The organism is Nocardiopsis sinuspersici (genome assembly GCF_001998325.1).
GTDB classification, from domain to species: domain Bacteria; phylum Actinomycetota; class Actinomycetes; order Streptosporangiales; family Streptosporangiaceae; genus Nocardiopsis; species Nocardiopsis sinuspersici.
This window is the reverse complement of record NZ_MCOK01000001.1, coordinates 4,487,733-4,512,701: the sequence shown is the minus strand read 5'-3', so window position 1 is coordinate 4,512,701 and position 24,969 is coordinate 4,487,733. Positions and strand designations below refer to the sequence as shown.

21 protein-coding genes are annotated in these 24,969 nt (G+C 72.9%); 13 read left to right on the top strand and 8 right to left on the bottom strand.

What is annotated here, in order from left to right:
• Positions 1-105: 105 nt before the first annotated feature.
• A complete protein-coding gene (locus NOSIN_RS19450; RefSeq protein ID WP_077692128.1) occupies positions 106-2,577 on the bottom strand; it encodes a helicase-associated domain-containing protein in 2,472 nt (823 codons plus the stop codon).
• 165 nt (positions 2,578-2,742) lie between these two features.
• On the opposite strand from NOSIN_RS19450, the gene NOSIN_RS19445 reads away from it, so the two are divergent.
• The 4 genes from NOSIN_RS19445 (at position 2,743) to NOSIN_RS19425 (ending at position 8,635) form a co-directional block, all read left to right on the top strand.
• Positions 2,743-3,528: a hypothetical protein gene (locus NOSIN_RS19445; RefSeq protein ID WP_077692127.1), complete on the top strand. Its 786-nt coding sequence runs from the start codon at positions 2,743-2,745 to the stop codon at positions 3,526-3,528.
• A gap of 483 nt (positions 3,529-4,011) precedes the next feature.
• Positions 4,012-4,395: a cold-shock protein gene (locus NOSIN_RS19435; RefSeq protein WP_077692125.1), complete on the top strand. Its 384-nt coding sequence runs from the start codon at positions 4,012-4,014 to the stop codon at positions 4,393-4,395.
• A gap of 187 nt (positions 4,396-4,582) precedes the next feature.
• Positions 4,583-5,338, top strand: coding sequence for a DUF3027 domain-containing protein (locus NOSIN_RS19430; RefSeq protein WP_077692124.1), 756 nt, complete (start codon positions 4,583-4,585; stop codon positions 5,336-5,338).
• Positions 5,339-5,479: 141 nt separating this feature from the next.
• Positions 5,480-8,635 (top strand): sacsin N-terminal ATP-binding-like domain-containing protein, encoded by a 3,156-nt coding sequence (locus NOSIN_RS19425; RefSeq protein ID WP_077692123.1) that lies wholly within the window; start codon positions 5,480-5,482, stop codon positions 8,633-8,635.
• A gap of 69 nt (positions 8,636-8,704) precedes the next feature.
• On the opposite strand, the gene NOSIN_RS19420 is transcribed toward NOSIN_RS19425, so the two are convergent.
• Positions 8,705-9,565 carry an MOSC domain-containing protein gene (locus tag NOSIN_RS19420; RefSeq protein WP_077692122.1) on the bottom strand — a complete coding sequence of 287 codons (861 nt, stop codon included), beginning with the start codon at positions 9,563-9,565 and terminating at the stop codon, positions 8,705-8,707.
• Positions 9,566-9,646: 81 nt separating this feature from the next.
• On the opposite strand from NOSIN_RS19420, the gene NOSIN_RS19415 reads away from it, so the two are divergent.
• The gene (locus NOSIN_RS19415; RefSeq protein WP_077692121.1) at positions 9,647-10,084 is read left to right on the top strand and encodes a hypothetical protein; all 438 of its coding nucleotides are present in this window, start codon (positions 9,647-9,649) and stop codon (positions 10,082-10,084) included.
• Between the two features lie 39 nt (positions 10,085-10,123).
• On the opposite strand, the gene NOSIN_RS19410 is transcribed toward NOSIN_RS19415, so the two are convergent.
• Positions 10,124-11,620, bottom strand: a complete 1,497-nt coding sequence (locus NOSIN_RS19410; RefSeq protein WP_077692120.1) for a DUF7059 domain-containing protein — start codon at positions 11,618-11,620, stop codon at positions 10,124-10,126.
• Between the two features lie 55 nt (positions 11,621-11,675).
• Entirely contained in the window at positions 11,676-11,942 is a 267-nt protein-coding gene (locus NOSIN_RS19405) for a DUF2530 domain-containing protein (protein ID WP_077692119.1), read from the bottom strand.
• Between the two features lie 216 nt (positions 11,943-12,158).
• On the opposite strand from NOSIN_RS19405, the gene NOSIN_RS19400 reads away from it, so the two are divergent.
• The 3 genes from NOSIN_RS19400 to thpR all read left to right on the top strand — a co-directional run bounded on the left by NOSIN_RS19400 (position 12,159) and on the right by thpR (position 15,928).
• On the top strand, positions 12,159-13,616 hold the full coding sequence (locus NOSIN_RS19400; protein WP_077692118.1) for an NCS2 family permease: 1,458 nt from the start codon (positions 12,159-12,161) through the stop codon (positions 13,614-13,616).
• Positions 13,617-13,776: 160 nt separating this feature from the next.
• Positions 13,777-15,222 carry an MFS transporter gene (locus NOSIN_RS19395; protein WP_077692117.1) on the top strand — a complete coding sequence of 482 codons (1,446 nt, stop codon included), beginning with the start codon at positions 13,777-13,779 and terminating at the stop codon, positions 15,220-15,222.
• 115 nt (positions 15,223-15,337) lie between these two features.
• Entirely contained in the window at positions 15,338-15,928 is a 591-nt protein-coding gene (thpR, locus tag NOSIN_RS19390) for an RNA 2',3'-cyclic phosphodiesterase (RefSeq protein ID WP_077692116.1), read from the top strand.
• 118 nt (positions 15,929-16,046) lie between these two features.
• On the opposite strand, the gene NOSIN_RS19385 is transcribed toward thpR, so the two are convergent.
• A complete protein-coding gene (locus NOSIN_RS19385) occupies positions 16,047-16,772 on the bottom strand; it encodes a 3-keto-5-aminohexanoate cleavage protein (RefSeq protein ID WP_077692115.1) in 726 nt (241 codons plus the stop codon).
• Between the two features lie 92 nt (positions 16,773-16,864).
• On the opposite strand from NOSIN_RS19385, the gene NOSIN_RS19380 reads away from it, so the two are divergent.
• On the top strand, positions 16,865-17,929 hold the full coding sequence (locus NOSIN_RS19380; protein ID WP_077692114.1) for a hypothetical protein: 1,065 nt from the start codon (positions 16,865-16,867) through the stop codon (positions 17,927-17,929).
• A 771-nt stretch (positions 17,930-18,700) separates the two neighbouring features.
• On the opposite strand, the gene NOSIN_RS19375 is transcribed toward NOSIN_RS19380, so the two are convergent.
• A complete protein-coding gene (locus tag NOSIN_RS19375) occupies positions 18,701-19,309 on the bottom strand; it encodes a CGNR zinc finger domain-containing protein (RefSeq protein ID WP_170293699.1) in 609 nt (202 codons plus the stop codon).
• A 72-nt stretch (positions 19,310-19,381) separates the two neighbouring features.
• Between NOSIN_RS19375 and NOSIN_RS19370 the strand changes: the two genes are divergently transcribed.
• On the top strand, positions 19,382-19,831 hold the full coding sequence (locus tag NOSIN_RS19370) for a VOC family protein (RefSeq protein WP_077692112.1): 450 nt from the start codon (positions 19,382-19,384) through the stop codon (positions 19,829-19,831).
• Positions 19,832-19,876: 45 nt separating this feature from the next.
• Entirely contained in the window at positions 19,877-20,566 is a 690-nt protein-coding gene (locus NOSIN_RS19365) for a haloacid dehalogenase type II (protein ID WP_077692111.1), read from the top strand.
• Positions 20,567-20,704: 138 nt separating this feature from the next.
• On the opposite strand, the gene NOSIN_RS19360 is transcribed toward NOSIN_RS19365, so the two are convergent.
• The gene (locus NOSIN_RS19360) at positions 20,705-21,712 is read right to left on the bottom strand and encodes a glycerophosphodiester phosphodiesterase family protein (protein WP_077692110.1); all 1,008 of its coding nucleotides are present in this window, start codon (positions 21,710-21,712) and stop codon (positions 20,705-20,707) included.
• 156 nt (positions 21,713-21,868) lie between these two features.
• Complete coding sequence (gene serC / locus NOSIN_RS19355) at positions 21,869-22,993, bottom strand: phosphoserine transaminase (protein ID WP_077692109.1); 1,125 nt, start codon at positions 22,991-22,993, stop codon at positions 21,869-21,871.
• Between the two features lie 198 nt (positions 22,994-23,191).
• On the opposite strand from serC, the gene pdxH reads away from it, so the two are divergent.
• On the top strand, positions 23,192-23,845 hold the full coding sequence (pdxH, locus tag NOSIN_RS19350) for a pyridoxamine 5'-phosphate oxidase (RefSeq protein WP_077693664.1): 654 nt from the start codon (positions 23,192-23,194) through the stop codon (positions 23,843-23,845).
• Between the two features lie 350 nt (positions 23,846-24,195).
• On the top strand, positions 24,196-24,897 hold the full coding sequence (locus NOSIN_RS19345) for a metal-dependent transcriptional regulator (protein ID WP_077692108.1): 702 nt from the start codon (positions 24,196-24,198) through the stop codon (positions 24,895-24,897).
• Positions 24,898-24,969: the final 72 nt, after the last annotated feature.

Genomic DNA, 24,969 nt, shown 5'->3' with positions numbered 1-24,969 from the left:
AACGCCGCCGGTGCGACGGGGCGGATCACGGCACCGTCCTTCGGAGCCCGCGCGTTCGCCTCCGCGCCGCGGCGGCCGGCGGTACCAGGTCCGGAGGGGAGGTCCCTACCTCCCCTCGGGCTCCTGCTCCAGCTCGGCCACGGCCGTCACCCGGTGCACCGCGAACCGGTGCACCGCCGCACGCGTGGCGTCGTAGGCGGTCATGAAGCCGCCGTCCACGCCCGAGGGCTCCACGATCCGGCTCACCTGGCGCCCGTCGGTGTCGGTGTAGCCGATCCACACCCTGTGCCCCTCCCGGGCCGCACGCGCGAGCACCTCCAGCACCGCCGTCGACCGCGAACCCGCCGGGCCGTCCTCGGGCAGCGGGACCGGCCTGCGCACCGCGGTGGCCGCCTCGTCCCCGGCCCGCAGAGCGCGTACCGCCGCCTCCGCCAGCTCTTGGGGGGAGCCCCCCTCGCCCGGCGCGGGCGAAGCGTCCACCGAGTCGGCCCGCCGCACCTCGGGGCGGCCCAGGCGCATCGACCCGTCCCCGCCCTCGGGCACCGGGTGGTACCCGAGCTGCCGCAGCCGCTCCACCAGCGCCGACCGGGTCGACCGGCTCGCCACCACGGTCGGGGCGAGCCGCAGCAGCCCCAGGTCCTCGGCCCGGCGGTCGCTGACCAGCTCCTCCAGCAGTGCGGGCTCGTCGCACCGCAGGTAGCTCGACGCCGTGCCCGCGCGCAGCCGCCCGTGCCGCCGTCCCACGTCCGACACCAGGTACCGCAGCGCCTGGGGGAGCGGGGTGCGCGAGTGGCGTTCGAGCATGGCGGTGACGTCCTCGACGCCGCGTCCGGCGTCCAGGGCCCGGCGCACCGACTCCTCGGTGAACCGGTACACGGTGGCTCCGCCGGTGGACTCCACGTCGGCGACCAGGGCCAGCTCCCGTGCCAGGCCGGGCACCAGCGGGCCCGGCGCGACCGCGGTCAGGTCGCCCTGGACCAGCACGTAGTCCAGCGGTTCGGGCATCTCCTCGGCGAGGATCCGCGCGGCGGCGTCCTCGTCGCCCTCCAGCAGAGGACGGACGTGTTCGGCCAGCGCCCCGCGACCGGTCAGCCCGAGCGAGGCGGCCTCGGACCCGGCGGCCCGCACCAGCTCGGCGTGGACCGGCGACTGGCGGCGCGGGCGGCGCCAGGCCAGGCGTTCGGACAGCGACTCCGGCAGCGGCGCGAACCCGGGCTCCGCGGTGCCCAGCTCCCCGAGCAGGTCGCGGCGGGCCTGGGGAGCTGCGGGCCGCACCAGGCCCGGACCGAGCAGGTTGCGCACCCGGCCCCCCGAGTCGCGTGAGCCGGTCAGCGTGGCCACCCGGTCCGACTCCAGCCACGCCGACGCCAGGAGCAGCCACCGGCGCTCGGGCGGGCGCTCCCGCCACAGGTCGTACTCGCGGGTGGGCAGCCACTCGCCCTCGACCCGGTCGTCCGTCGCGAGCAGCCCGGCGGCGTGCGCGACCTCCACGAACAGGGCGGCGGTGGTCTCGTCGGTGTCCATCACCCGGGCGGCGCGGCGCAGGTCGCGCACGCCCAGACCGCCGTTGCGCAGTACCGCGGCCGGTTCCTGGGACCACTGTTCCAGCAGTTCCTCCACCGCGCGCAGCACCGTGAACGCCTGTCCGGCGGCCTCCCGGGTGACGGCGCCGGCGGGGTTCTCCGTGCCCGCGAACGGCGGCGGAGCGGTGGTGACCTCGCGAAACAGCAGTCCCGAGCGCAGGAGCAGCCCCACCTCGCGCGGCAGTGTGAGGGTGTCCTCCCCGCTCGGCAGCAGCAGCGCGCGGGCGATGAGCGCGTCGACCGGTGAGGAGGCGGTGGCCAGGGTGACCTCGCGGCGGGCGCCGGAGACGGTCCCGTTGGGCGGCCCCCAGGCCATGCTGTCCAGCAGCCTGCGGGCCTGCGGGCCGTCGCTCACCTGGCCGACCAGCGCCGCCACCCGGTCGGGGTCGGACAAGAGCGTGGCGACCGTCTCCACGGGGGTGCTCGCGGTGCTGTCGGGGGCGAGGTCGTCGGCCAGCCTCTTGGCGGCGCCGGGCGGCAGCGCGGCCAGCAGCACGCGCGCGGGCGGACCGAGCTGTGCGGGGTGGGGGAGCAGGTCGCGCAGCACCTGCACGGGGCGCAGCCGTCCACGGTCGGGCCAGATCAGCGCCAGTCCCCTCAGGGTGTCCAGGGCACGGGTGAGCGGATCCTCCGCCGGGTCGGGCGCGGGCGCCAGGCCGAGGGCCCCGGCCACGTCGGCGGTGGGCACCCCGACCGGCTCGGACAGCCGGTCGTCGCCGAGCGCGACCACCGACTCCAGCACCTGGAGGGTGAACCGGTCCAGGCGCTCCAGGATCCTCAGAACGGCGTTGCGGGAGGTCGCCCGGGAGGCGAGCGCGGCGAGGTCGGCCGGGACCGGCCGGGCCAGGTCGGGGCGGGCGCGCAGCAGGTGGGCGAGCTCGGCGTCCGACCGGCCGCGCAGCCAGGACGTGAACGTGGGAGGACGGCCCGGCGCGGGGGGTCCGCTGTGCCCCGTGCCTGGTTCGTGCTCGTCGGACTGTGCGTTGTCGGTCATCACGTCAACGCTAAGCGATTCCCGCCCCGGGGCTCGCGCGAGCCCGCTCCGTCCTTCCCGGGCGCCACGCACCACACGGCCGCAGACCGTATCCGAAGGCAATTCCGTGACCGGAATTCTCAAGAGGGGCTTAAAAGCCAGGTCATCATAGGCCAATATGGGTGCATGACCCAGCGCTCGGAACAATTGGTACTCGATTATCTGTCCGAGGTCGGCCTGGTTCTCTACGGTCGCATGACCGCGAAGGAACGTACCGCCTACCTCACGAGTGTGCGCTCGCGTATCAACGCGCGCCGCGCCGCCGCGGGAAGGGACGACGAGGACATCGTCCGGGGGATCCTCCGGGGGCTCGGGTCCCCCCACGACCTGGTGGAGCGGGAGATCGCCGGCCGCGACCTCGACATCGAGGACGACGAGCTGATCCCGCCCAGGCCGCGCCACGCCGACCGGACGCCGCCGCCGTGGCGGGGCGGGCCCAGCCGCGGCCTGCTGTCCCTGCTGGAGGGCCCCGGCCAGACGGACATGCGCGTGGGGGGCCGCCGCGCGGACCGGGCCGGCCGCGGCGACCGGGGGCCGGGGCCCCTGCACGGCCTGGCGGCGGTGGCGCGCCACACCCCGGGCGAGGCCGCCGCCCTGCTCATGCTGCTCGCGACGGTGCCCTGGTGGTGGAACCTGTCGTTCCTGTGGGTCCTCGGCGCGGCCCTGATCCTGCTCAGCCAGGTGTGGACGGCCGTGGACAAGTGGATCGGCGTGGGCCTGCCCCTGGTGTCCTGCGCGGTCGGCATGGCCCTGTGGACCGGAGACGCCAGGTTCGTCGACCAGTACGTCCAGGACTCCCTGTCCGCCACCGGCGTCGTCGGACTCGGACTGGCCTCCCTGGCGTGCGCGGTCTACCTCTACCCGAGGGCCCTGCGCTCGGCACGGGCCGCGGAGGGGCCCGGGGAGGGCTGACCACGGCCGGGAGCACGGGTCACTGCTTGGCAAACGCTGGGGAATACCTTTTCCGGTCGGCCCGTTACGGTGCGTCCGAACACATGGATTCGGGTAATCATGTCGGTACACCGCCTCATTCAGCTGATGGCGGTCGCGTCAGTACCGGTGGCCCGGCCTCCAGTCCGGTCACCACTTCCGTCGAGGCGGCCCAAGCCTCCGCCGAGTCCCGTCCCACACTCCGCGCCCAGCGGTGGGGGGCCGCCGCCGACGCCGCGAGGCCCGGGTGATCCGTATCCGGGCCTCGCCGCCGTGTCCGGACCCCGCGGGAGGTCCGGTGCGGAACCGACACGGAGAGGCGGATATGCCCTCGCGCCCGTGAGCCCCCGGGCATTACCTTGGAGGCACCCATGGAAACCAGGGGCGCTCCGGGAACGGGCGGACGGCGCGGATCCCGTGCCCTCCCGCTCCGGGCGCACGTCACTGAAAGCATGAGGTCATCAGGTGCCCACCGGCAAGGTCAAGTGGTACGACGGCGAAAAGGGCTTCGGCTTCCTCACCCGGGACGACGGCGGTGAGGTGTTCGTGCACTCCTCCTCCCTCCCCGAAGGCACCGTGTCGCTGCGCCCCGGCCAGAGGGTCGAGTTCGGCGTGGCCGAGGGGCGCAAGGGCGCGCAGGCGCTTCAGGTCAAGGTCGTGGACACCCAGCACTCGGTCGTCAGGGCCCGGCGAAAGAAACCCGACGAGATGGTGGTCATCACGGAGGACCTCATCAAACTGTTGGAGGGCCTGTCCAACGGCTACCGCAGGGGCCGACACCCCGAGCGCAGGGAGGCCGCCAAGATCGCCTCCGTACTGCGGGTGGTCGCCGACGACCTGGAAGCCTGAGCGGCCACCGGTCCCCGTGACCGGTGGCCCCGGTCACGCGGTGACCGGCGCGCGACCGTATCAAGAGGGTGTATCGGTCGAACCTTGACCCGCGTTATGGTCAAATCGGTGCCCGCGATCAGTGAGAATGGGAAACGTGAGCCCTTCTCGACGTTCTCCTGTACCGGACAAGGCATGTATCGAGGCGGTGGATCTGGCCCGCTCTGTGGCCGCCGAGGCCGGACGGCCCGAATGGGTGGGTGAGCACCTCACCCCCCACATCGAGGACACACGCCTGATCACCCACTACTTCACCTGCCTGGACCCCGCCTACCCGGGGTGGAACTACGCCGTTACCGTGGTCCGCGCCTCGCGCGCCAAGAGGGTCACGGTCAACGAGGTCGTTCTGCTGCCCGGCGAGGGCGCCATCGTCGCGCCCGAATGGGTTCCATGGAAGGAGCGGCTGCGCCCCGGCGACGTCGGCGTGGGCGACCTGCTGCCCACCGACGAGGACGACGACCGCCTCGTCCCCGGCTACGCCCAGGTGCCCGACAACGACCTGGACGAAGAGGGCATGGACCGGCAGATGGTGTGGGAGCTGGGCCTGGGCCGACGCCAGGTGCTCTCCGAGACCGGCCGCGAGCAGGCCGCCGAGCGCTGGTACAACGGCGAGGCCGGACCGCGCAGCCCGATCGCCGCGGCCGCGCCCGCCCGCTGCCTGACCTGTGGCTTCATGACCCCCCTCGCCGGTGAGCTGCGCCAGATGTTCGGCGTGTGCACCAACGAGTACGCTCCCGACGACGGCAAGGTGGTCTCCATGGACCACGGCTGCGGTGCCCACTCCGAGGTGCGTCGGCCGGAGGTGCGCGGTGAGCCGGTCCGGCCGGTCGTCGACGAGATGGGCTACGACCACATCGTCTTCGACGACACCGCCGAACTGGAGCTGGTCTCCTCCGACTCCTGAGTGCGGCGCGCCGGTGCGCCGCCGCGCCGAGCAACCAGGCCCCGGCCCTCCACCACGGTGGGCTAGGGTCGGTTTACCGCATCCGCTCCCGCCCCGGGTGCACCGTGCCGGGCCGTGCCCGCAGCGCAGGAGGAAACCGTTATGGCCGAGCCGTTGACCGCTTCGGTGGCCGATCCCTACAACACCGCGGAGCTGCGCCGACGCGTACTCGCGGCGTGGGCCGACGCGCCCGCGCGGTTCCGTGAGGACGCCAACGCGGAGGAGGACTTCGCGCTCGGCGGCTACCGCGACCGGGTCGTGGTCGAGTTGGCCCAGAACGCCGCCGACGCCGCCCGCCGCGCGGGTGTGTCCGGACGCATGCGCCTGGCGCTGACCGGCCACCGGCTGACCGCCGCGAACACCGGTGTCCCGCTGACCCCGGAGGGGGTGGAGTCGCTGGCCACGCTGCGGGCCTCCACCAAGCGCGACGAGCACGGCTCCACCGGGCGCTTCGGCGTGGGCTTCTCCGCGGTCGCGGCGCTCAGCGACGACGTCACCGTCGACTCCGGCGGAGCGGCCGTCCGCTTCAGCGCCGAGGCCGCCCGCGAGGCCGTCGCCGACCTGCTCGCCGAGGAGGGCACCCACGGTGACCTCGCCGGGGAGGTGGAGCGCCGCTCGGGCCACGTCCCCATGCTGCGGCTGCCCTTCCCCGCCCGGAGCACCGTCGGCGGCACCTCCGCCGGGAGCACCGCGACCGGTGGCTACGACACCGTCGTCACCCTGCTGCTGCGCGACGACTCCGCCCGGGACCGGGTGCGCGAGCTCCTGGACCGCACCGGGGAGGCGCTCCTGCTGGCCCTGCCCGGCCTCTCCGAGGTCCGCGTGGACGTGGAGGGCGCCGAGCGCGTCCTCACCCGGGAGGAGACCACCGGGACGGCCGACCTCATCACCAGCCACCGGGACGCCGAGGGCACCCGCACCACACTGTGGCGCGTCCTGAGCCGGTCCGGCTCCTTCGACCCCGCCCTGCTGGCCGACCGCCCCACCGAGGAGCGCGGCCGCACCTCCTGGTCACTGACCTGGGCGGTCCCGGTGGACGAGGAGGGCGCGGTCGCCACCCTGCCCGCCGACGTGGACCCGGTGGTCCACGCGCCCACACCCACCGACACCGGGCTCGACCTGCCCGCCGTCCTCATCGGCACCTTCCCGCTGGGCAGCGACCGGCGCGCGGTCCAGTCCGGGGCCGCCACCGACCTGCTGCTCGGTGAGGCCGCCGACGCCTACTGCGCCATGCTGCGCCGCTTCGGCGCCCGCGCCGCACTGGACCTGGTGCCCGGCACCCGCGTGGGCGGCGGCTCCGTCGACGCCGCCTTCCGCGCCCGCGTCGCCGAGCCCCTGCGGGACACCCCGTTCCTGGTCACCGCCGCCGGTGCGCCGATCGCCGCGCGCGAGGCCGCGCTGCTCGACACCGGTGGAACCGACGGGGCCGCCGACCTCGCCGCGACCCTGTCCGAGCTCGTCCCCCAGCTTCTGCCCGGCACCTGGAACCCCCGCCATCCGGCGCTGGCCGCCCTGCGCGTCCACCGCGTCGGGCTGGCCGACGTCGCCGACCTGCTCGCCGACACCGACCGGCCGCCGCACTGGTGGGCCGGCCTCTACTCGGCCCTCGCCAGTGCCGGGAGCGGCGGCGCCGACCTGGAGGAGCTCGGCGCCCTGCCGGTTCCGCTCGCGGACGGGCGGCTCGTACGCGGCCCCCGCTCCCTGCTCGTGCCGGGCGAGGACTGGGCCGAGGTCAGCGACGCCCACGGCAACCGGGTCTCCTCCGACGCCCTGGCCACCCTGGGCGTGCGCGTGGTCCACCCCGACGCCGTCCACCCGCTCCTGAACCGCCTGGGCGCGGTGGAGGCCGGCGCCGGCACCGTCCTGTCCGACCCGCGCACCGAGGCCGCCGTCCGCGACTCCCTGGACGCCGTCGACCCCGACCCCGTGGCCGAGGCCGTCCTGGACCTCGTCGCCGCCTCGGGGACCACCGTCGCCGACGCGCCCTGGCTGTCCGAGCTGGCCCTGCGCGATGACGAGGACGGCTACTCGATCGCCGCCGAACTCCTCGTTCCCGGCGCGCCCCTGGCCGACCTGCTCGTGGAGGACGCCCCCTTCGGCACCGTGCACGCCGACCTCGTGGAGCGGCACGGGGTCGACGCGCTGCGCGCGGTCGGAGCCCTGTGGGAGCTGTCCGCGGTCCGCGCGGAGGAGGCCGCGCTGGGGGAGGACCTGGTCTCGGTCTTCGACGGCGCCGCGGGGGAGGACGGACCGGACGGTCTGGAGGACTGGGCCGACGAGGTCCTCGAACGCGTCGGAGACCCCGAGCTGCCGCCGGTCGTGCCCGAGCTGGTGTGCGTGACCGACCTCGACTGCATCGCCGACGACCAGTGGCCCCGGGCCCTGGCCATGCTCGCCGAGGGACCGCTGCGCGAGGCGGTCACCGCCCCCGCCCGGGTGCTGCTGCCCGACGGCCGTGTGGTGGACGTGCCGTCCTACACCGCCTGGTGGCTGCGCACCCGCGCCCTGCTGGACGGCAGCGCGCCGGTCGAGCTGCGCACCGCCGACGCCGAGTCAGCGCTGACCGGCCTGTACGACGAGGTGACCGCCGACGTCGACCCGGAGTTCGCCCGGGCCCTGGGCGTGCGCACCACCCTGGCCGAACTGCTGACCGACCCCGACGGACCCGACGACCTGCTCGCCCGCCTGGCCGACCCGGCCCGGCACGTGGACCGCACGGCGCTGCGCCGGGTGTGGGCCGCCCTCGCCGGGGTGGACGCCGACCTGGTCACCCCGCCGACCATGGTGCGTGCGGTGCGGGGCGGCGCGATCGTGGTGGCCGACGTCGAGTACGCCGTCGTGGTGGACTCGCCGGACCTGCTGCCGCTGCTGGAGGACCGCGCCCTGGTACTGGCGCCGGCGGAGGCCGCCGAGGCCCTGGCGGACGTGCTCGACCTGGACCTGGCGAGCGAGGTCGTGACCGGCAAGATCGGCTCGTCCGGGCAGATCCGCCCGGTACCGGACGAGGTCGACCTCTTCCTCGACCCCGACGGGGAGCCCGACCGCACCTACCTGCACCACCAGACGCTCACCGTGGACGGCGTCGAGCTGGAGTGGTACGTCGGCGACGGCTCGGTACACGCCTCCACCACCGACGGGCTGGCCCGGGCCCTGTGCTGGCGCGCCGGCCAGTGGTCGCGGCGGCACCTGCTCGCGGACGTGCTGCGCGACCCCTCCGCGGCGGCCCGCCTCCTGGCCGAGGCCGACCTGGGCGACTGAGGGGCCGCTCCGGCGGCGTCACACCAGGGCGGCGTCACGCCAGGACGGCGGGTCGTGCCCGGGCCGTGTTCACGCCAGGGCGGCGGCCAGTCGACCGCCCAGCCCCTCCTCGGGCTCGTCCCAGGCGGTGACCTCGGGTTCGTCGCCGACCGACAGCGTTCCCGGGCGGGTGACGGCGAACTTGGCGCCGAAGGACACCCCGCCCGTGTCGGCGCGGCGGTAGCCCGCCAGCGTGCGCAGGGGTTCGGGCCCGCTCCTGACCCCCCGGTCCTGGTCCACCGTGGTGACCGCGCAGCGGACGCACACCTTGGCGTAGCCCAGTTCCGCGGTGCCCAGGCGCACGGCGCGGACACGGTCCTCGGTGTGCGGCTCGGGCCAGCCCGACACCACGATGTTGGGCCGGAAGCGGTCGAGCGGCACGGGGTCGGCGCCGCGCGCGAGGATGCGTTCGTTGAGCAGGTCCAGCGAGGACAGGGACGCCATCAGTACGGCCGTGCTGTCGGCGAACGCGCTGGTGCCCGGGGTCAGTCCGCCCACCCGGCGGTCGTGGTCCGCGGGTACCCGTACCAGGCGGCTCGGCGCGCCGAGCGCCTCCGAGAGCCACCCGGCGGCCTCGGCGCCCTGGTCCACGCCCGTGAACCGCTGCCCGTGCACCGTCACCTCCAGGCGCGGCCCCTCCGGATCGGCCGCGACGTCGACGGGGCCGAGCCCGTCGAGGTCCAGGCGCAGGTGCGCGCCGCCGGCACTGACACCGGCGCGGACGAGCGCCATGCGGGGCTCCCCGCGCTGGCTGCGGAAGTTCCCGTCGGCGTCGACCACCATGAACGTGCGGTCGTGCGCGATACCGGCGGGTGTCATCTCGGCGGTGCGCACGGACGTGCCAGCGCACCCCTTGACCGGATAGTGGACGAGTTCGGCGATTCGGACCATGGACAGACGCTATCGCCACCGGCGGGAGCCTCCGTGTGCGGCGGGTACCCTCGACATCCCCGAAGCCGACAGGGATCCCCCATGCGCACGACCCCTCCCGTCCCCCTCGCCCTGGCCGCCCTCCTCGCCGCCACCGGCTGCCACGGCGGTGGCGGCGCCGACACCCCCTCCGTGGAGACCGCCTCCACGGAGGAGCCCGTCACCGAGCACACCTACGAGCCGGGACGGCAGATCACCGTGGACCTGACCATGCCGGCCGGGAACGACGGCGGCCGCACGACCCCGTTCTTCTCCGGGTACCGGACCACCGTCCGGTTCGAGCACCGCGACCAGACGGCGGAGTGCACCGCCCTGCTGCCCGTGGACCTGCGCGAGTTCCGGCCCGGTGAGAGCCACCTCATCGGCCTGGAGTGCGATACCGGGGTCACCGTGTCCGTGGACGCCCCCGGACTCACGCTGCTGGACGGCGACGACGAGACCGGGTCCGGAGAGGTGGTCTTCACGGGCGGGGAGGTGTGAACGCCGACGACCCGCAGACGAGGGCCGGCGGCCACCGCGCTAGCGGGCCACCCGGAAGAACCCCTCCGAGATGAGGGTGCGCAGCGCCTCGGGCGCGCGCTCGCGCACCGCCACCGGATCCTCGCCGATGAGCTCGGCGATCACGTCCAGCAGCGGGCCCACGGGCATGGTGCCGTCGCACACCCCCGCCAGGGCGGCCTCCACCGTGCCCACCCGGGCGACCCGGCGCAGGCCGCCGCGCTGGCGCAGCACGATCTTCTCCGGATCCGGCGCGCCCGGGCGGCCCGTCCGCTCCTCCACCACGTCCGGCGCGAGCGCCACGTGCGCGGACAGCAGGGCGGCGTCGGTCAGGCGCAGCGCGGTCATCGCCCCGTCCACCACGTCGGGCAGGTACGGGCCCACGGGCTGCTCGATCTCGTGCCGCAGCTCCTCCACGCGCACGGTCGCGTCCTGGGCGACGTCGTTGCGCAGGCTGATCCACCCGAACCCGATGCCCTTGATGCCCTCGCGCTCGAAGTAGTCCAGCCAGGCGTCGTAGCGGCGCGTGTACTCGGGGGTGCCGTGCTCGCAGGAGTCGCGCAGCCACAGCTCCACGTACTCGGCGGGGTCCTGCACGTCGCGCTGGACCACCCAGCCCGAGCAGCCGGTCCCCGTCACCCAGCCGCCGACCCGGTCCTCCCAGTCGTCTCCGTCACGGTGCACCCAGTTCGCCAGGATCTGGCACCAGCCGCCCTCGGTGAGGTGCGCCGGGGCCTGCCGCACCAGCTCGGCGCACACGGTGTCGCCGGGCAGGTCCGACTCCCGGTAGGTGTACCGGGAGGAGTCGGGGGTGATCACGAACGGCGGGTTGGACACGATCAGGTCGAACCGCTCGCCCCCGACCGGCTCGTACAGCGAGCCCTGCTCCAGGCGCGCGCCGTCGACACCGGACAGCGCCAGGCTGATCCCGGCCAGGCGCACCGCGCGCGGGTTGAGGTCGGTGGCCACCACCTCGCGTGCCCGCGAGGCCAGGTGCAGGGCCTGCACGCCGCAGCCGGTGCCCACGTCCAGGGCGCGGTCGACCGGGCCGTCCACGATCAGCTGGGAGAGGGTGGAGGAGGCGCCGCCCGTGCCCACCACGTGGTCGGGCCGGGGAACGCCGCCGCTGCCGGGGCGCACCTTGGGGTCGGAGACCACGAACCCGGGTCTGCCGTCCTCCAGCTCCCAGGGGCCCAGGTGCACCAGGGAGTACACGACGGGTCCGCCGGGGCCCTCCTCCACGGTGACCAGGCCGGCCTCGGCCAGTTCGTCCACGGGCAGGATGGAGCGCGCGGCCCTGGCGGGGATGGGCGACCGGAGCCACCACAGGCGCAGCAGCAGTCCGAGCCGTTCCTCGCCGCCGGTGGCGCGTAGTGCGGGCACCAGCTCCTCGCGGGCCAGCGCCCGCGCGGCGGCGTCGCCGAGTCGGTCACGGACGCCGGACACCGTGTAGTCGGCGTCGATGAGGATGCCGCGGAGTCGCTCGGCCAGACCGCGCGGGAATTTCGTCTCAGACACCCGCCCATTATCAGGCAGAAGCACGGTGCCCCCGTTGGTCGGTGACGGCCGCGGCTCAGGGAGGGCCGGACGCGCGGTCGTCCGTGTGCTCGGTGGATCCGGCGCGCCTGCGGAGCAGGCGGGGAATGTAGAGGAAGCCGAAGACGCCCAGTGCGATCCCGGTCACGCAGACCCCGATCCACCAGCGCTCGGACGCGGGCAGGTCCTCGCCCATGGCGAGGAGGACGACGAGCGCCACCGCCCACGCCAGGGTGCCGATCGCGGCGGGCACGCGGTAGTCGCTCTCGTGGACGTCCGGGTCGGGCTGGCGAGGTGTACGCACGGTCCCCAGGCTATCCGTTCGCCGGCGGGGAAGGCCGTACCCGGGGAGCCCCGCCCGCCAGGGACGCGTTCGTCACATCGGGAGAAGTGATCATCCGACCATATGGTGTTTTCTCCGAAACTCCTGCGAAAGTTGTGGCCGAGGTTGTACGAAGATGCAACTAACCTGGCGCAGAATCCTTGTTGTCCGGTAACACGACCAGGTCAGGCTGTCGACGTGAAATCTCCAAGTACATCCCCCAGCAGTACCGGCAAGCGCCCGACGGGCCCCCTTGACCGCTACTTCCACATCAGCGAGCGCGGCTCCACCCTCGGCACCGAGGTCCGCGGCGGCCTGGCGACCTTCTTCGCCATGGCCTACATCGTCGTCCTCAACCCGCTGATCATCGGCACGGCCGAGGACGTCAACGGAGAGACCCTGGGCATCCCCCAGGTGGCCGCCGTCACCGCCCTGGTCGCCGCGATCTCCTGCCTGCTCATGGGCGTGGTCAGCCGCTACCCGTTCGCCATCGCCGCGGGCATGGGGCTCAACGCCGTCGTCGCCTACGGCATCGCGCCGGTCATGCCCTGGGCCGACGTCTTCCTGCTGATCGTGGTCGAGGGCGTGGTCCTGCTGATCCTGGTGGTCACCGGGTTCCGCACCGCGGTCTTCGCCGCGATCCCGCCGGGCATCAAGGTCGCCATCGCCGTGGGCGTGGGCCTGTTCCTGGCCCTGGTCGGCCTGGTCAACGCCGGCTTCGTGCAGGCGGGCGAGGGCACGCCGGTGCAGCTCGGCAACGGCGGCCTCCAGGGCTGGCCCATCCTGATCTTCGTCATCGGCCTGCTGATCACCGTCGCCCTGTACGTGCGCAAGGTGCCGGGCGCGATGCTGCTGGGCATCATCGTCTCCACCGTCATCGCCCTCGTCGTCGAGGCCCTCCTCGGCGGCGGTGACAACCGCCTCGGCTGGAGCCTGACCGTTCCGACCCTGCCCACCGGCGGGGGAAGCCTGGTCGCGGTCCCCGACTTCTCGCTCATCGGCCTGTTCACCGAGGGCGGCTTCAACGTGGTCGCGCGCTGGTCCGACATCGGCTTCGCCACCGTGATCATGCTCATCTTCACGCTGCTGCTGGCCGACTTCTTCGACACCATGGGCACCATGGTCGGCGTCGCCCACCAGGGCGACCTGGCCGACGAGAACGGCAACATCCCCGGCAGCCGCGAGGTCCTGGCCGCCGACTCCTTCGGCACGATCCTCGGCGGTCTGGGCTCGGCCTCGGTGGCCACCATCTACGCCGAGTCCGCCGCGGGCGTCGGTGAGGGCGCCCGGACCGGTATCGCGCCGATCGTCACCGGTGCGCTGATGATGCTGGCGACCCTGCTCACCCCGCTGGTGAACATGGTGCCCTTCGAGGCCGCCACGCCGGTGCTGGTGATCGTGGGCTTCATGATGATGACCCAGATCGTCAACATCGACTTCAGGGACCCGGCGCTGGGCCTGGGCTCCTTCATGGCGATCATCATGATGCCCTTCACCTACTCGATCGCCAACGGCATCGGGTTCGGCCTGCTGACGTACGCCTTCGTCAGCCTCGTCATGGGCAGGGGCCGCCAGGTCCACCCGCTGCTGTGGCTGATCTCGGTGGTGTTCCTGGTCCACTTCGCCGAGGCGCCGATCAACGCCCTGATCGGCTGATCCCCGGCTGTGCCGCCGGGCGGGAATTCCGGCGGCGGTGAGCGGCGTTGACTCTCATGATGAGTCAACGCCGTTTACTTCTTTGTTCGCTTTGTCTGTCATGTCAGAGTCGGTCAGTGGCCGCATCAGTCCCTCCCCACCGGTCCGCGGGGAGGGACTGATGCGGCGTATCGCCATGTTCCGTTCACTGTCCAACCGCAACTACCGGCTGTACGCCCTCGGCCAACTGCTGTCCAACCCCGGTACGTGGATGCAGCGCATCGCGCAGGACTGGCTGGTCCTACAGCTCAGCGGCGGCAGCGGCATCGCGCTCGGTATGACCACCGCCCTGCAGTTCCTGCCCATGCTCTTCCTCGGGCTGTGGGGCGGCGCCCTGGTCGACCGGCTGGACAAGCGCAAACTCCTGATCTGCACCCAGAGCGCCATGGGCGTGCTCGCCATCGGCCTCGGCGTCATGGCCACGGCCGGGACCGCGCAGGTCTGGCACGTGTACCTGTTCGCCCTCGGACTCGGCATGATCACCGTGCTCGACAACCCGGGACGACAGACCTTCGTCCCGGAGATGGTGGGCCGCGACGACCTGTCCAACGCCATCGCGCTCAACAGCGCCAGCTTCCAACTGGGCCGGGTCACCGGGCCTGCCATCGCCGGACTGCTCATCGCGGTCATCGGCAGCGGGCCGGTCTTCCTCATCAACGGCGCCTCGTTCGGGTTCACCATCATCGCCCTGGCGATGATCCGCACCTTCGAACTCAGTCCCACCGAACGGGTCCCCCGGGGCAGGGGGCAGATCCGTGAGGGACTGCGCTACATCGGCGGCAGACGCGACCTCGTCCTCCTCCTGGCCATGGCCGCCTCGACCCAGTTCTTCGGGGCCAACACCCAGAACCAGATCGCGCTGGTGATCAACAACGTGTTCGAGTCCGGGGCCGACGCGTTCGGCGCGGCCGCGGCGTTCCTGGCCGTCGGCGCGCTGGCGGGCGCCCTGATGGCCGCCCGCCGCGAACGGCCCCGGCTGCGGCTGGTGCTCATCGGTTCGATGGCCTTCGGCGCGCTCCAGGTGGTCGCGGGGCTCATGCCCGGCTACGTGCCGTTCGTCGTGGTGCTGGTGCCCATGGGCATGGCCTTCATGACGTACGTGACCACCCTCAACGCCACCTTCCAGCTCAGTGTGGACCCGCGGATGCGCGGCCGGGTCATGAGCATGTTCCTGCTGGTGTTCATGGGCGTGGCACCCATCGGCGCGCCCGTGGTGGGCCTGCTCGCCGACACGTTCGGCCCGCAGGCCAGCTTCATGATCGGCGGCTCGGTGACGCTCGTGGTGGTCTCGGTCCTGTCCGCCCTGCTCTTCCGGGTCAAGGGCGTGCGGGTGCGCGACCTGCTTCCCGGGAACCGCCCGGCCGAGGGCACGGACCAGGAGGCCGGACCCGGGCGGGAACGCGAAGCGGCGACGGAATCCGACACCGGGCCGGAGCCGGAGGACGCGCCCGCCGAGGAGCACGAACGTGTCCGCGTGGAGCACCGCGCGGACGGCTCGGCCCGGGTCGGACTCACCCGGGACGGCGACGGGCCGCGTCCCCCCGAGGACGCGGCCAGCCGCACATGAGACCCCGGTCGTGCCCCGCCGTCCTCGGGGCACGACCGGTGGCGGTCGGCGGCGCCGCGGCCCCGCGGGCAAACGCGGATGGTCCACCGCGGCCCGCGCGGGGCACGATGGGGGCATGAGACTGTTCGCCGCGCTGGATCCGCCGCCCGACGTGCTGGACACGCTGCGCGGGGCCGTCGACCGGGGCCGCCGCCACGAACCCGGCCTGCGGTGGAGCAGGCCCCGGGACTGGCACCTCACCCTGGTCTTCCTCGGAGAGGTGGGCGAGGACCGGCTTCCCGCGCTCACCGACGCCCTCGGCGACGAGGCCCGCGCCCACCAGCCCCTCAGCCTCTCCGTGCGCGGCTGGGGCACCTTCCCGCCCGGCGGCGGCCGCTCCTCCGTGCTCTGGGCGGGGCTCGGCGGCGACACCGAGGCCCTGGGAGCCCTCGCCGACGGACTGCGCGCCGCCGCGGCCGGAGCCGGCCTCCCCGTGGAACACCGCCCCTACGTGCCGCACGTCACGGTCGCCCGCAGCCGCCCCGCGCGCGACCTGGCCGACATCGTCCGCGCCCTCGGGCCCCTGCGCAGCCGCGGGTGGCGGGCGCACGAGGTGCACCTGGTGGAGAGCCGCGTCGGCAAGGAGGACCGCTACCGAACCGTACGGACCTGGGCATTAGGCTGGGAAGCGGATCCCGCCCCATCTCCTGAGCGGAGCACGTCATGAGCATGCTCACCAACAACCGCAAGCAGCGCTGGCTGCTGCCCGTGGTGTTGGGCTCCATCATGCTCATCGTGCTCCTCGGCGCCCTGCTCGGCTGAGCCCGGACCCCGCGGCCCGACGCTCAGGCGGCGGCGGAGGCCAGGTTCACCGCCTGTGCGACCAGCGCCGCGTTGTCGTGCGCCTCCTCGCCGTCGGGCAGCCGCATGGTGTCCTCCAGCCCCATCCTGATGTCGTAGCCCTCGGAGACCGCCGCCTCCAGGACCGGCCAGGCCGTCGCGTCGGCCCCGTGCAGCATCCGCGGCCGATCCACCCCCGCCCGGTCCAGCAGGGACAGGATCGCGTCCGCGTTGCGCCGGGCGTCCTCCACCGCGACCTGTGTGGGCTCCACCAGTACCGCGGCGGCCTCCAACCCGGTGGCGACGAGGATGCGCGCGGCCTCCACCGTCCACACCCCGGCCTCCACCCCGATCCGGCGGTCCTCCAGCAGGCGTATCAGGTCCACCGACCCGGCCTCGTGCAGGTTCACCGTCACCGAGTCCGGCAGGGCCGAGGCCGCCCACCGCTGCACCAGGTCGTAGCGCCGCCAGGGATCGGCCTCGGCCGACAGCGACGTGGTCAGCGACACCGGCACCCCAGGCCCCTCGGCCTGTAGCCGTTCCATCAGCGGGGCGACCACCTGCGGCTCCAGCGACTCGGCGCCACTGGAGTTGCGCGGGTGCACGTGGATCTCGGTCGCGCCCGCCGCCACCACCGCGTGGGCGTCCGCCACCACCTGGTCCACGGACACGGGCAGGGCGGGGTGCGCTCCGGGGCGGCGGTCCCCGTTCAGACAGGCGACGATCCTCATGAGGGCCCTCCTTACGGTGCTCCGTAAGCCCAATGTGCCCGTTACCACCCGGGTACAAGCCATCCGAACGGTTCCCTGGCAGGATGTCGGTCATGAGAACTCCGCTCGTTCTTGCCGCAGCCGTACTCTGCGCGGCCCTTCCGGCGGCTCCGGCCGCGGCCTCTCCCGAAGAACCGAGCGGGTCCGCCACGGACGGTGTCGACTACCCCCGCGGAGACGAGGGCCCCGAGGGCTCGGAGGTCGCGTTCGAGTTCCAGGACCCCCGGATCTCCGAGTCCAGCGGGATCGCGCCGTCCCTGCGCCACGAGGGCGTGTGGTGGACGCACAACGACAGCGGGGACCATCCCAGCGAGGTGTACGCGGTCGACGGGGAGGGGCGCACGCTCGCCACCGTCACCCTCGGCCTGGAGCGGCGCGACTGGGAGGCGGTCTCCGTCACGGAGGGCCCGGACGGGACGCCGTCGGTCCTCGTGGGCGACGTCGGCGACAACTTCGGCGGCGGCTGGCCCAACGTGCGGGTGTACCGGTTCGACGAGCCCGAGGCGCTCACCGACGCGCTGGTCGAACCCGAGGTGTTCACCCTCACCTACGAGGACGGCGGGCGCGACGCGGAGTCGATGATGGTCGACCCCCGTGACGGACGGCTGTACGTGGTCTCCAAGGAGTTCTCCGGCGGCCTGTACGCGGCGCCCGAGACCCTGGAACCGGGGGGCGAGCACGTGCTGGAGCGGATCGACTCGGCGCCGCTGTTCGCCACCGACGCCGCCTTCGGCCCGGACGGCACCCGCTACGCGATCCGCACCTACTGGGGTGCCACGGTCTACGACTCCACCGAGGGCGTGCCCGGTTCCGCGCTCGGCTCCTTCGACCTGCCCGAGTCCGACCAGGGCGAGTCCATCGCCTTCACCCCCGACGGGACCGCGCTCATGGCCGGGACCGAGGGGCTGAACGCGTCGGTCTGGCGGATTCCGCTGGAGGAGCGGTACCTGGCCGGGGAGACGGTGGAGGAGGCCGCGGAGGAGGAGTCGCCCGCGGAGGAGGAGGGCGGCGGCACGGCCGGGTCGGAGGCCGGGAGCGCGCTGCCGTTCATCGTGGGCGGGGCGGCGGTGGCCGCGCTGGTCATCACCTGCATCGTCCTGCTGGCCCGCCGGGGCTAGGACGTGTTTCCTTGAGGCTGCGCTGCGCTTCGCCTCGTGCTCGTGCGCCGCGGGTACGGGAACCTTCGGATCCTCCGGTATGGCGGCTCGTTCCTCGCAGCCCCACCTGCGGAACCTCCAGAACCCCGTCGGCGCCCTCGCTTCTCCTTGAGGCTGCGCTGCGCTTCGCCTCGTGCTCGTGCGCCGCGGGTACGGGAACCTTCGGATCCTCCGGTATGGCGGCTCGTTCCTCGCAGCCCCACCTGCGGAACCTCCAGAACCCCGTCGGCGCCCTCGCTTCTCCTTGAGGCTGCGCTGCGCTTCGCCTCGTGCTCGTGCGCCGCGGGTACGGGAACCTTCGGATCCTCCGGTATGGCGGCTCGTTCCTCGCAGCCCCACCTGCGGAACCTCCAGAACCCCGTCGGCGCCCTCGCTGTGTCGTCTTTGAGGCTGCGCTGCGCTTCGCCTCGTGCTCGTGCGCCGCGGGTACGGGAACCTGCGGTCCCTGCGGTGCGCCTGCTCGTGCCTCGCGTGCGCATATGCGGGGTCTCCGGCAGCCCCGTCGGCGCCCTCGCTGTGTCGTCTTTGAGGCTGCGCTGCGCTTCGCCTCGTGCTCGGGCGCCGCGGGTACGGGAACCTTCGGATCCTCCGGTATGGCGGCTCGTTCCTCGCAGCCCCACCTGCGGAACCTCCAGAACCCCGTCGGCGCCCTCGCTGTGTCGTCTTTGAGGCTGCGCTGCGCTTCGCCTCGTGCCCGGGCGCCGCGGGTACGGGAACCTTCGGTCCCTGCGGTCACGCCGGGTCCTCCGCCTCCCTGCGGGCGCGCAGCGCCCGGACCTTCTGGCGGTTGCCGCAGCGGTCCATGGAGCACCAGCGGCGCCGGCCGGGGCGCGAGGTGTCCACGAAGACGAGCCGGCAGTCCTCCGAGCCGCACTCGCGGATCCGGTCGGCCAGGGGGCCGGTGAGCAGTTCGACCGCGTCGCGGGCGATGGTGGACAGCACCGCGGTGGCGTCCGCGGGCACCACCCAGGCGCACTCCCGGTCCGTGCCCATCCTCGGCGCCAGCGGCGCCCGGGCGGCGGCCCGGTTGACCTCCGCGACGTCCTCCGGGGGCAGGGGGCGGCCGTCCAGGTGGGCCAGGACCGTGCGCCAGAGCGCGTCGCGCAGGGTCCTGGCGGCGGCGAGCTCCGCCCCGGACACGGTGACCAGCTCCGGATCCAGGCGCAGGCGGAACCGCGTGCACCAGTCGGCGAGGTCGCGGGGCTCATGGAGGCTCTCGTGGACCGCGTACGCGCCGGGTCCGCCCGTGACCAGGAACTCCAGGCACAGCGTCCCCGGGTCGAAGACGTAGGGGGATCCGTGCCGAGGACTCATCGGCAGGCCGGTTGTGTTCCGCGTCATGTAACCAGTATAACTGGAATCACAACGCGGTGCCGTGTCGGCGGATCCGCTTGGACAGTGAGGAGGCCAGCGATGGCCGTGGAGTGGCAGCTCGTCGTGGACTGTGCCGAACCGATCCCCCTCGCCCGCTTCTGGGCCGCGGCGCTGGAGTACGAGCCCGAGGACAACACCGCGATCGTCGAGTACGCGGTCGCCGCCGGAATGGCGGGGGAGGACGACTACACCGAGGTGGACGGGCGCAAGGCGTGGATCCAGGCCGCCGCCATCCGGCATCCCGACGACCCCGTGGACGAGGCCACCGGTGCCGGCCTGGGGCGGCGCGTGCTCTTCAAGGCGGTGCCCGAGCCCAAGAGCGTGAAGAACCGCCTGCACGTCGACCTGCGCGTGGGCCCCGGCCGCCGTGACGGGGTCGTGGAACGGCTGGAGGGGCTGGGCGCCTCGGTCGTGCGGATCGTGGAGGAGCACGGGTCCTCACACGTCACCATGCGCGACCCCGAGGGCAACGAGTTCGACGTGCAGTGACCCTTCCGGACCGGACCTGTTCGGTGAGATGCCTGGAGGCGCTTCGTGACCCCGCACCCCGACACGGACGTGATCGTCTTCGACGTTCTCGGGACCATGGTCGATGAGCCCGGCGGGATCGGCCGCGGCCTTCGAACACTGCTCCCCGGCATCGGAGACGAGAGGACCGACGAGCTCGTCGGGCTCTGGCACGGGTATGTCGACGAGCAGCAGCGGGAGGTCCTCGCGGGCCGCCGCCCCTACGCCGACAGCACCGTGATCGACTCCGAGGCGGCGGCCCGCGTCGCGGCCGAGGCCGGCGTCGACGACGCGGACGCGGTGCGCTCGCTGGCGGCCTCCGGGCAGCGGCTGGAGCCGTGGCCGGACTCCGTCCCGGCACTGGACCGGATCGCCTCGCGCTTCCCGGTGGTCGGCTTGTCGAACGCCAGCCACTCGGCGCTCACCCGCATCAGCGCGCACGCCGGGTTGCGCTGGCACCAGGTGCTCTCGGCCGAGGACGCGCACGGCTACAAGCCCCATCCCGACGTCTACCGACTCGCGATCGCCAACGCGGGATGCCCGCCGGACCGCCTGCTCATGGTCGCCGCCCATGCCTGGGACCTCCGGGGCGCGCGGGCCGTGGGCATGAGGACCGCCTATGTCGAACGCCCCGTCGGGGACCCTCCCGCCGCGACGGACTCGTTCGACCTGAGCGCGAAGAGCCTCGACGGCCTGGCCACGAGCCTCGGCGCCTAGCGCGGTGGCCGCCGGCGCGCCGCCGCCCAGCGTGGTCCTGTACCTGTGGCGCGGCTCGGCGGCCCGGCCCCGCTGAAGGACGGGACCAACGGGTGCGAAACCTCGTGCGTCACACCCGCGGTGCTCACGGCCGGTCCCCTAGTCCACGGGCTGCGGGTCCAGGAAGTACTCGCGCGCCAGGAACGCGTGCCGGGAGAAGTCGGTGAACACGCCGTCCACGCCGGCCTCGAAGAAGGCCTCGTACTCGGCGGCGAAGCCCCCGTAGTCCTTGGGGTCGCGGTCCGAGCGCAGTTCGGCGGGCAGGAAGTGGTTCTCGCTGCGGAACGTGTACGGGTGCACCAGGAGCCCGGCCTCGTGCGCGTTCTCCACCAGGTCGGTCGGCTCGCCCAGCGAACCGTCCTCGCCGGTGGGGACGACCAGGCTCTTGTGCGGGCCGATCGCGTGCGCGAACGACGCCACCTCCGCCAGACCCTCCGGGGTGGTGTGGCGCAGCCAGTGCTCCTCGGTGCCCATCAGGTACACCAGCGGCAGCTCCGTCTCGGCGAGCTTGCGCAGGCTCTCCGCCTCGAAGGACTGGAGGAACACCGGCACCTTCGGCTCCGGCCCGGTCAGCCCGGCCTCGCGCAGGGTCTCGATCAGGGCCGGCTCCAGCTCCAGCCCCTGCTCCACGTGGTAGGCGGGGTGCTTGGTCTCCGGGTAGATCCCGACCGGGCGGCCCAGCTCCTTGGTGAGCGAGAGCGCCAGCTCGACGACCTCTTCCAGGGTCGGGATCCCGTAGGTCCCGTCCATCGACGCGTTGTCGGGCCGGATCTGCGGGAGGCGCTCGACCGCGCGCAGCGTGCGGATCTCCTCCAGGGTGAAGTCCTGGGCGAAGAACCCGGTCACCTCGCGCCCGTCGACGGTCCGCGTGGTGCGCCGGTCGGCGAACCCGGGGTGCTCGGCCACGTCCGTGGTCCCGCCGATCTCCTGCTCGTGGCGGCAGACCAGCCTCCCGTCCCTGGTCGCGACCAGGTCCATCTCGATGAAGTCGCCGCCGTGCCTGGCCCCCAGCTCGTAGGAGGCCAGGGTGTGCTCGGGGCGGTGCCCCGACGCGCCGCGGTGCGAGATGATCTTGATGGGTGATGATTCCTTCTTGTTCCTGCGCACAGCCGAACCGTCCTGGTAAGCGAGAAGCCGGAAAAGCGGTAATCCGGGAAAGGCGGGAGTCGGGAGACCGGAGCCGGGTGGGCGGGAGTCCCGGGAAAAGGGAGAGGCCGACCCGGACCCGGGTCGGCCACCATTGTGCAACGCGGTGCGAAGGGCTCAGGACAGCTTGGTGAGCACGTGGTCCACGCACTCGGTGAGCGCCCTCACGTCGTCCGGCTCGACCGCCGGGAACATGGCCACGCGCAGCTGGTTGCGGCCCAGCTTGCGGTAGGGCTCGGTGTCGACCACGCCGTTGGCGCGCAGAACCTTCGCGACCGCCGCGGCGTCGACCTCGTCGCTGAAGTCGATGGTGCCCACCACCTGGGAGCGCTTGGCGGGGTCGGTGACGAACGGCGTCGCGACCGGGGACTTCTCCGCCCAGTCGTAGAGGACCGAGGAGGACTCGGCGGTGCGCGCCACCGTCCACTCCAGGCCGCCCTGGCCGTTCATCCACTCCAACTGCTCGGCGAGCAGCAGCAGCGTGGCCACGGCCGGGGTGTTGTAGGTCTGGTCCTTGCGGGAGTTGGCGATCGCCGTGGTCAGCGAGAGGAACTCCGGGACGTACCGGCCGCCGGCGGCGATCTCCTCCACGCGGGCCAGGGCCCGGGGCGACATGACGGCCAGCCACAGCCCGCCGTCGGAGGCGAAGCTCTTCTGCGGCGCGAAGTAGTAGACGTCGGTCTCGGTGATGTCGACGGGCAGACCGCCCGCGCCGCTGGTGGCGTCCACGAGGACGAGCGCGTCGTCGTCGGCGCCCGCCACCCGCCTGACGGGCGCGGCCACGCCGGTGGACGTCTCGTTGTGGGTGAGGGCGTACACGTCCACACCGGCCTCGGCGACGGCCTCGCCGTGGCTGCCGGGGTCGGTGCTGATGACGGTGGGCTCCTCCAGCCACGGGGCGCCCTGGGCGACCTTCGCGAACTTGCCGGAGAACTCCCCGAAGGACAGGTGCTGGGACTTGCTGCGCAGCAGGCCGTGCGCGGCGATGTCCCAGAAGGCGGTGGTCCCGCCGTTGCCGAGGACCACCTCGTACCCGTCGGGCAGGGAGAACAGGTCGCTCACGCCGGCGCGCACCCGGGAGACCAGGGACTTGACCGGCTTCTGCCGGTGCGAGGTCCCCATGTAGCGGGAACCGGAGGAGGCCAGGGCGTCGAGCTGCGCGGGGCGGACTTTGGACGGGCCGCTGCCGAAACGGCCGTCGGAGGGCAGCAGGTTCGCGGGGATCTGAATGTCGTCGGTCACGGTCCCAGGGTAGTGGTGACGGCGGCGACACCGCCGGTCAGGGCCGCGATTATCAGAGGTGAAACCACGTGAATCCGGATCGAACGGTCACATTCGCTGTGTTCGCGTTCGGTGGGGATCATCCCGGTTCCCGGCGTTCCCGGCACACGGGACGGACCGGGTGGCGCGGGGGACGCCCGGCACGAGAGGATGCCCCGTGTGGACCACCGAGACCCCGCCGAGCTGCGCAAACCGTACACGGGTGAACCCCTGATGCGCTCCTTCCTCGCCGACCACCCCATGACGCAGTTCCACCTGTGGTTCGAGGAGGCCTACGGCTCCGGGCTCGCCGAACCCAACGCCATGGTGCTGGCCTCCGTCGAGCCCTCGGGCATGCCCCGCGCCCGTACCGTGCTGATGAAGGGCTACGACAGCACCGGACTGCGCTTCTTCACCAACTACACCTCGCGCAAGGGCCGGGCCCTGGAGGCCGACCCCCGGGCCAGCGTCGTCTTCCCCTGGCACGCGATCCGGCGGCAGGTCCTGGTGGCCGGGAGGGCGGAACGGCTCAGCGACGAGGAGAACGACCGGTACTTCGCCTCGCGCCCGCGCGGATCGCAACTGGGCGCCTGGGCCAGCGAGCGCCAGTCGCAGCCGGTGGCCGACCGCGCCGAGCTCGACCGGCTCTACCGGGGGTTCGACACGGTGTGGTCCGCCGACGAGGAGATCCCCCGGCCCGCCTACTGGGGCGGGTTCCGGCTGGTGCCCGGCGAGGTGGAGTTCTGGCAGGGCGGCGCCGACCGCATGCACGACCGGTTCCGCTACCTCCGGAGAGACGACGGCACCTGGGAGATCGACCGCCTCGCGCCCTGAGCCGGGCCCATCGGGGTGATCTTCGACGCCTCGCACGCGAGTTCGGGGAGGTTCTCCCGGGGAAGGGGCGTCCACGGGCGTGCGGAGTACCCGCATGCGCTGGGACGATCGCGGTCCGGGTCGGGGTTTTCGCACGAGGGGAAGAACGTGCCCACATTGTGAGACAGTACGGAAATGCGGGTTCTCCGTGTCGCGATATGCTTGTCGTATCGGTGGTCGCTCCCGCGGTCCTGCGGACGCCCCGGTCCCCACTCGGCCCCTGGGAATGACGTCGCCCCGGCCTGTGTTGAGAGAGACCCGCCGTGCCCGCCGCGACCGCGCGCCGGGCACAGAGCCTTGGGAGGGGAGACTTGACCGCACACGGGCTGATCGACACCACGGAGATGTACCTCCGTACGGTTTTCGAGCTCGAAGAGGAGGGGATCGTCCCGCTTCGGGCCCGTATCGCCGAGCGTCTGCACCAGAGCGGCCCCACGGTGAGCCAGACCGTGGCCCGCATGGAGCGCGACGGCCTGCTGCGGGTCGAGAACGACAGGCACCTCGTCATGACCGCCGAGGGACGGCGCCTGGCCACCCACGTCATGCGCAAGCACCGGCTCGCCGAGCGCCTGCTCGTCGACGTCATCGGGCTTCCCTGGGAGGACGTGCACATCGAGGCCTGCCGCTGGGAGCACGTGATCTCCGAGGCGGTGGAGGAGCGGTTGGTGACGCTGCTCAACGCCCCCTCGGTGTGCCCGCACGGCAACCCGATCCCGGGTCTGGACGAGCTGGGCCTTGAGGACTACTCCCCGGAACCCTTCACCGACGACTCCATCGTCCCGATGATCGACGTCGCGGGGAACAGCGAGATCACCGCCACCGTGCGCCGCATCAGCGAGCAGATCCAGTCGGACGCCGACATCATGCTCACCTTGCGCGAATGCGGGGTACAACCGGGGCAGGAAGTGGTGTTGCGCGCCTCTGACGACGGGGTTCGCGTGATCGACGGGGAATCCGGGGGAACCGAACTCTCGGCTCTCGTCGCCGGACACATCTTCGTCGCCAAGCCGTGAACCGTACGGACACGTTGATTGGTTGCTCATCAGGATTGTCACATTGCGCTGCGGGAACGTTGACGGTGTTGC

Bases quoted from the DNA above. Each gene is read 5' to 3' on its own strand.
- NOSIN_RS19425 (WP_077692123.1), top strand. From the start codon at position 5,480: ATGGCCGAGCCGTTGACCGCTTCGGTGGCCGATCCCTACAACACCGCG.
- NOSIN_RS19395 (WP_077692117.1), top strand. From the start codon at position 13,777: ATGCGGCGTATCGCCATGTTCCGTTCACTGTCCAACCGCAACTACCGG.
- NOSIN_RS19375 (WP_170293699.1), bottom strand. From the start codon at position 19,309: ATGACGCGGAACACAACCGGCCTGCCGATGAGTCCTCGGCACGGATCC.
- NOSIN_RS19445 (WP_077692127.1), top strand. From the start codon at position 2,743: ATGACCCAGCGCTCGGAACAATTGGTACTCGATTATCTGTCCGAGGTC.
- NOSIN_RS19370 (WP_077692112.1), top strand. From the start codon at position 19,382: ATGGCCGTGGAGTGGCAGCTCGTCGTGGACTGTGCCGAACCGATCCCC.
- thpR (WP_077692116.1), top strand. From the start codon at position 15,338: ATGAGACTGTTCGCCGCGCTGGATCCGCCGCCCGACGTGCTGGACACG.
- NOSIN_RS19415 (WP_077692121.1), top strand. From the start codon at position 9,647: ATGCGCACGACCCCTCCCGTCCCCCTCGCCCTGGCCGCCCTCCTCGCC.
- NOSIN_RS19380 (WP_077692114.1), top strand. From the start codon at position 16,865: ATGAGAACTCCGCTCGTTCTTGCCGCAGCCGTACTCTGCGCGGCCCTT.
- NOSIN_RS19385 (WP_077692115.1), bottom strand. From the start codon at position 16,772: ATGAGGATCGTCGCCTGTCTGAACGGGGACCGCCGCCCCGGAGCGCAC.
- NOSIN_RS19420 (WP_077692122.1), bottom strand. From the start codon at position 9,565: ATGGTCCGAATCGCCGAACTCGTCCACTATCCGGTCAAGGGGTGCGCT.
- NOSIN_RS19450 (WP_077692128.1), bottom strand. From the start codon at position 2,577: ATGACCGACAACGCACAGTCCGACGAGCACGAACCAGGCACGGGGCAC.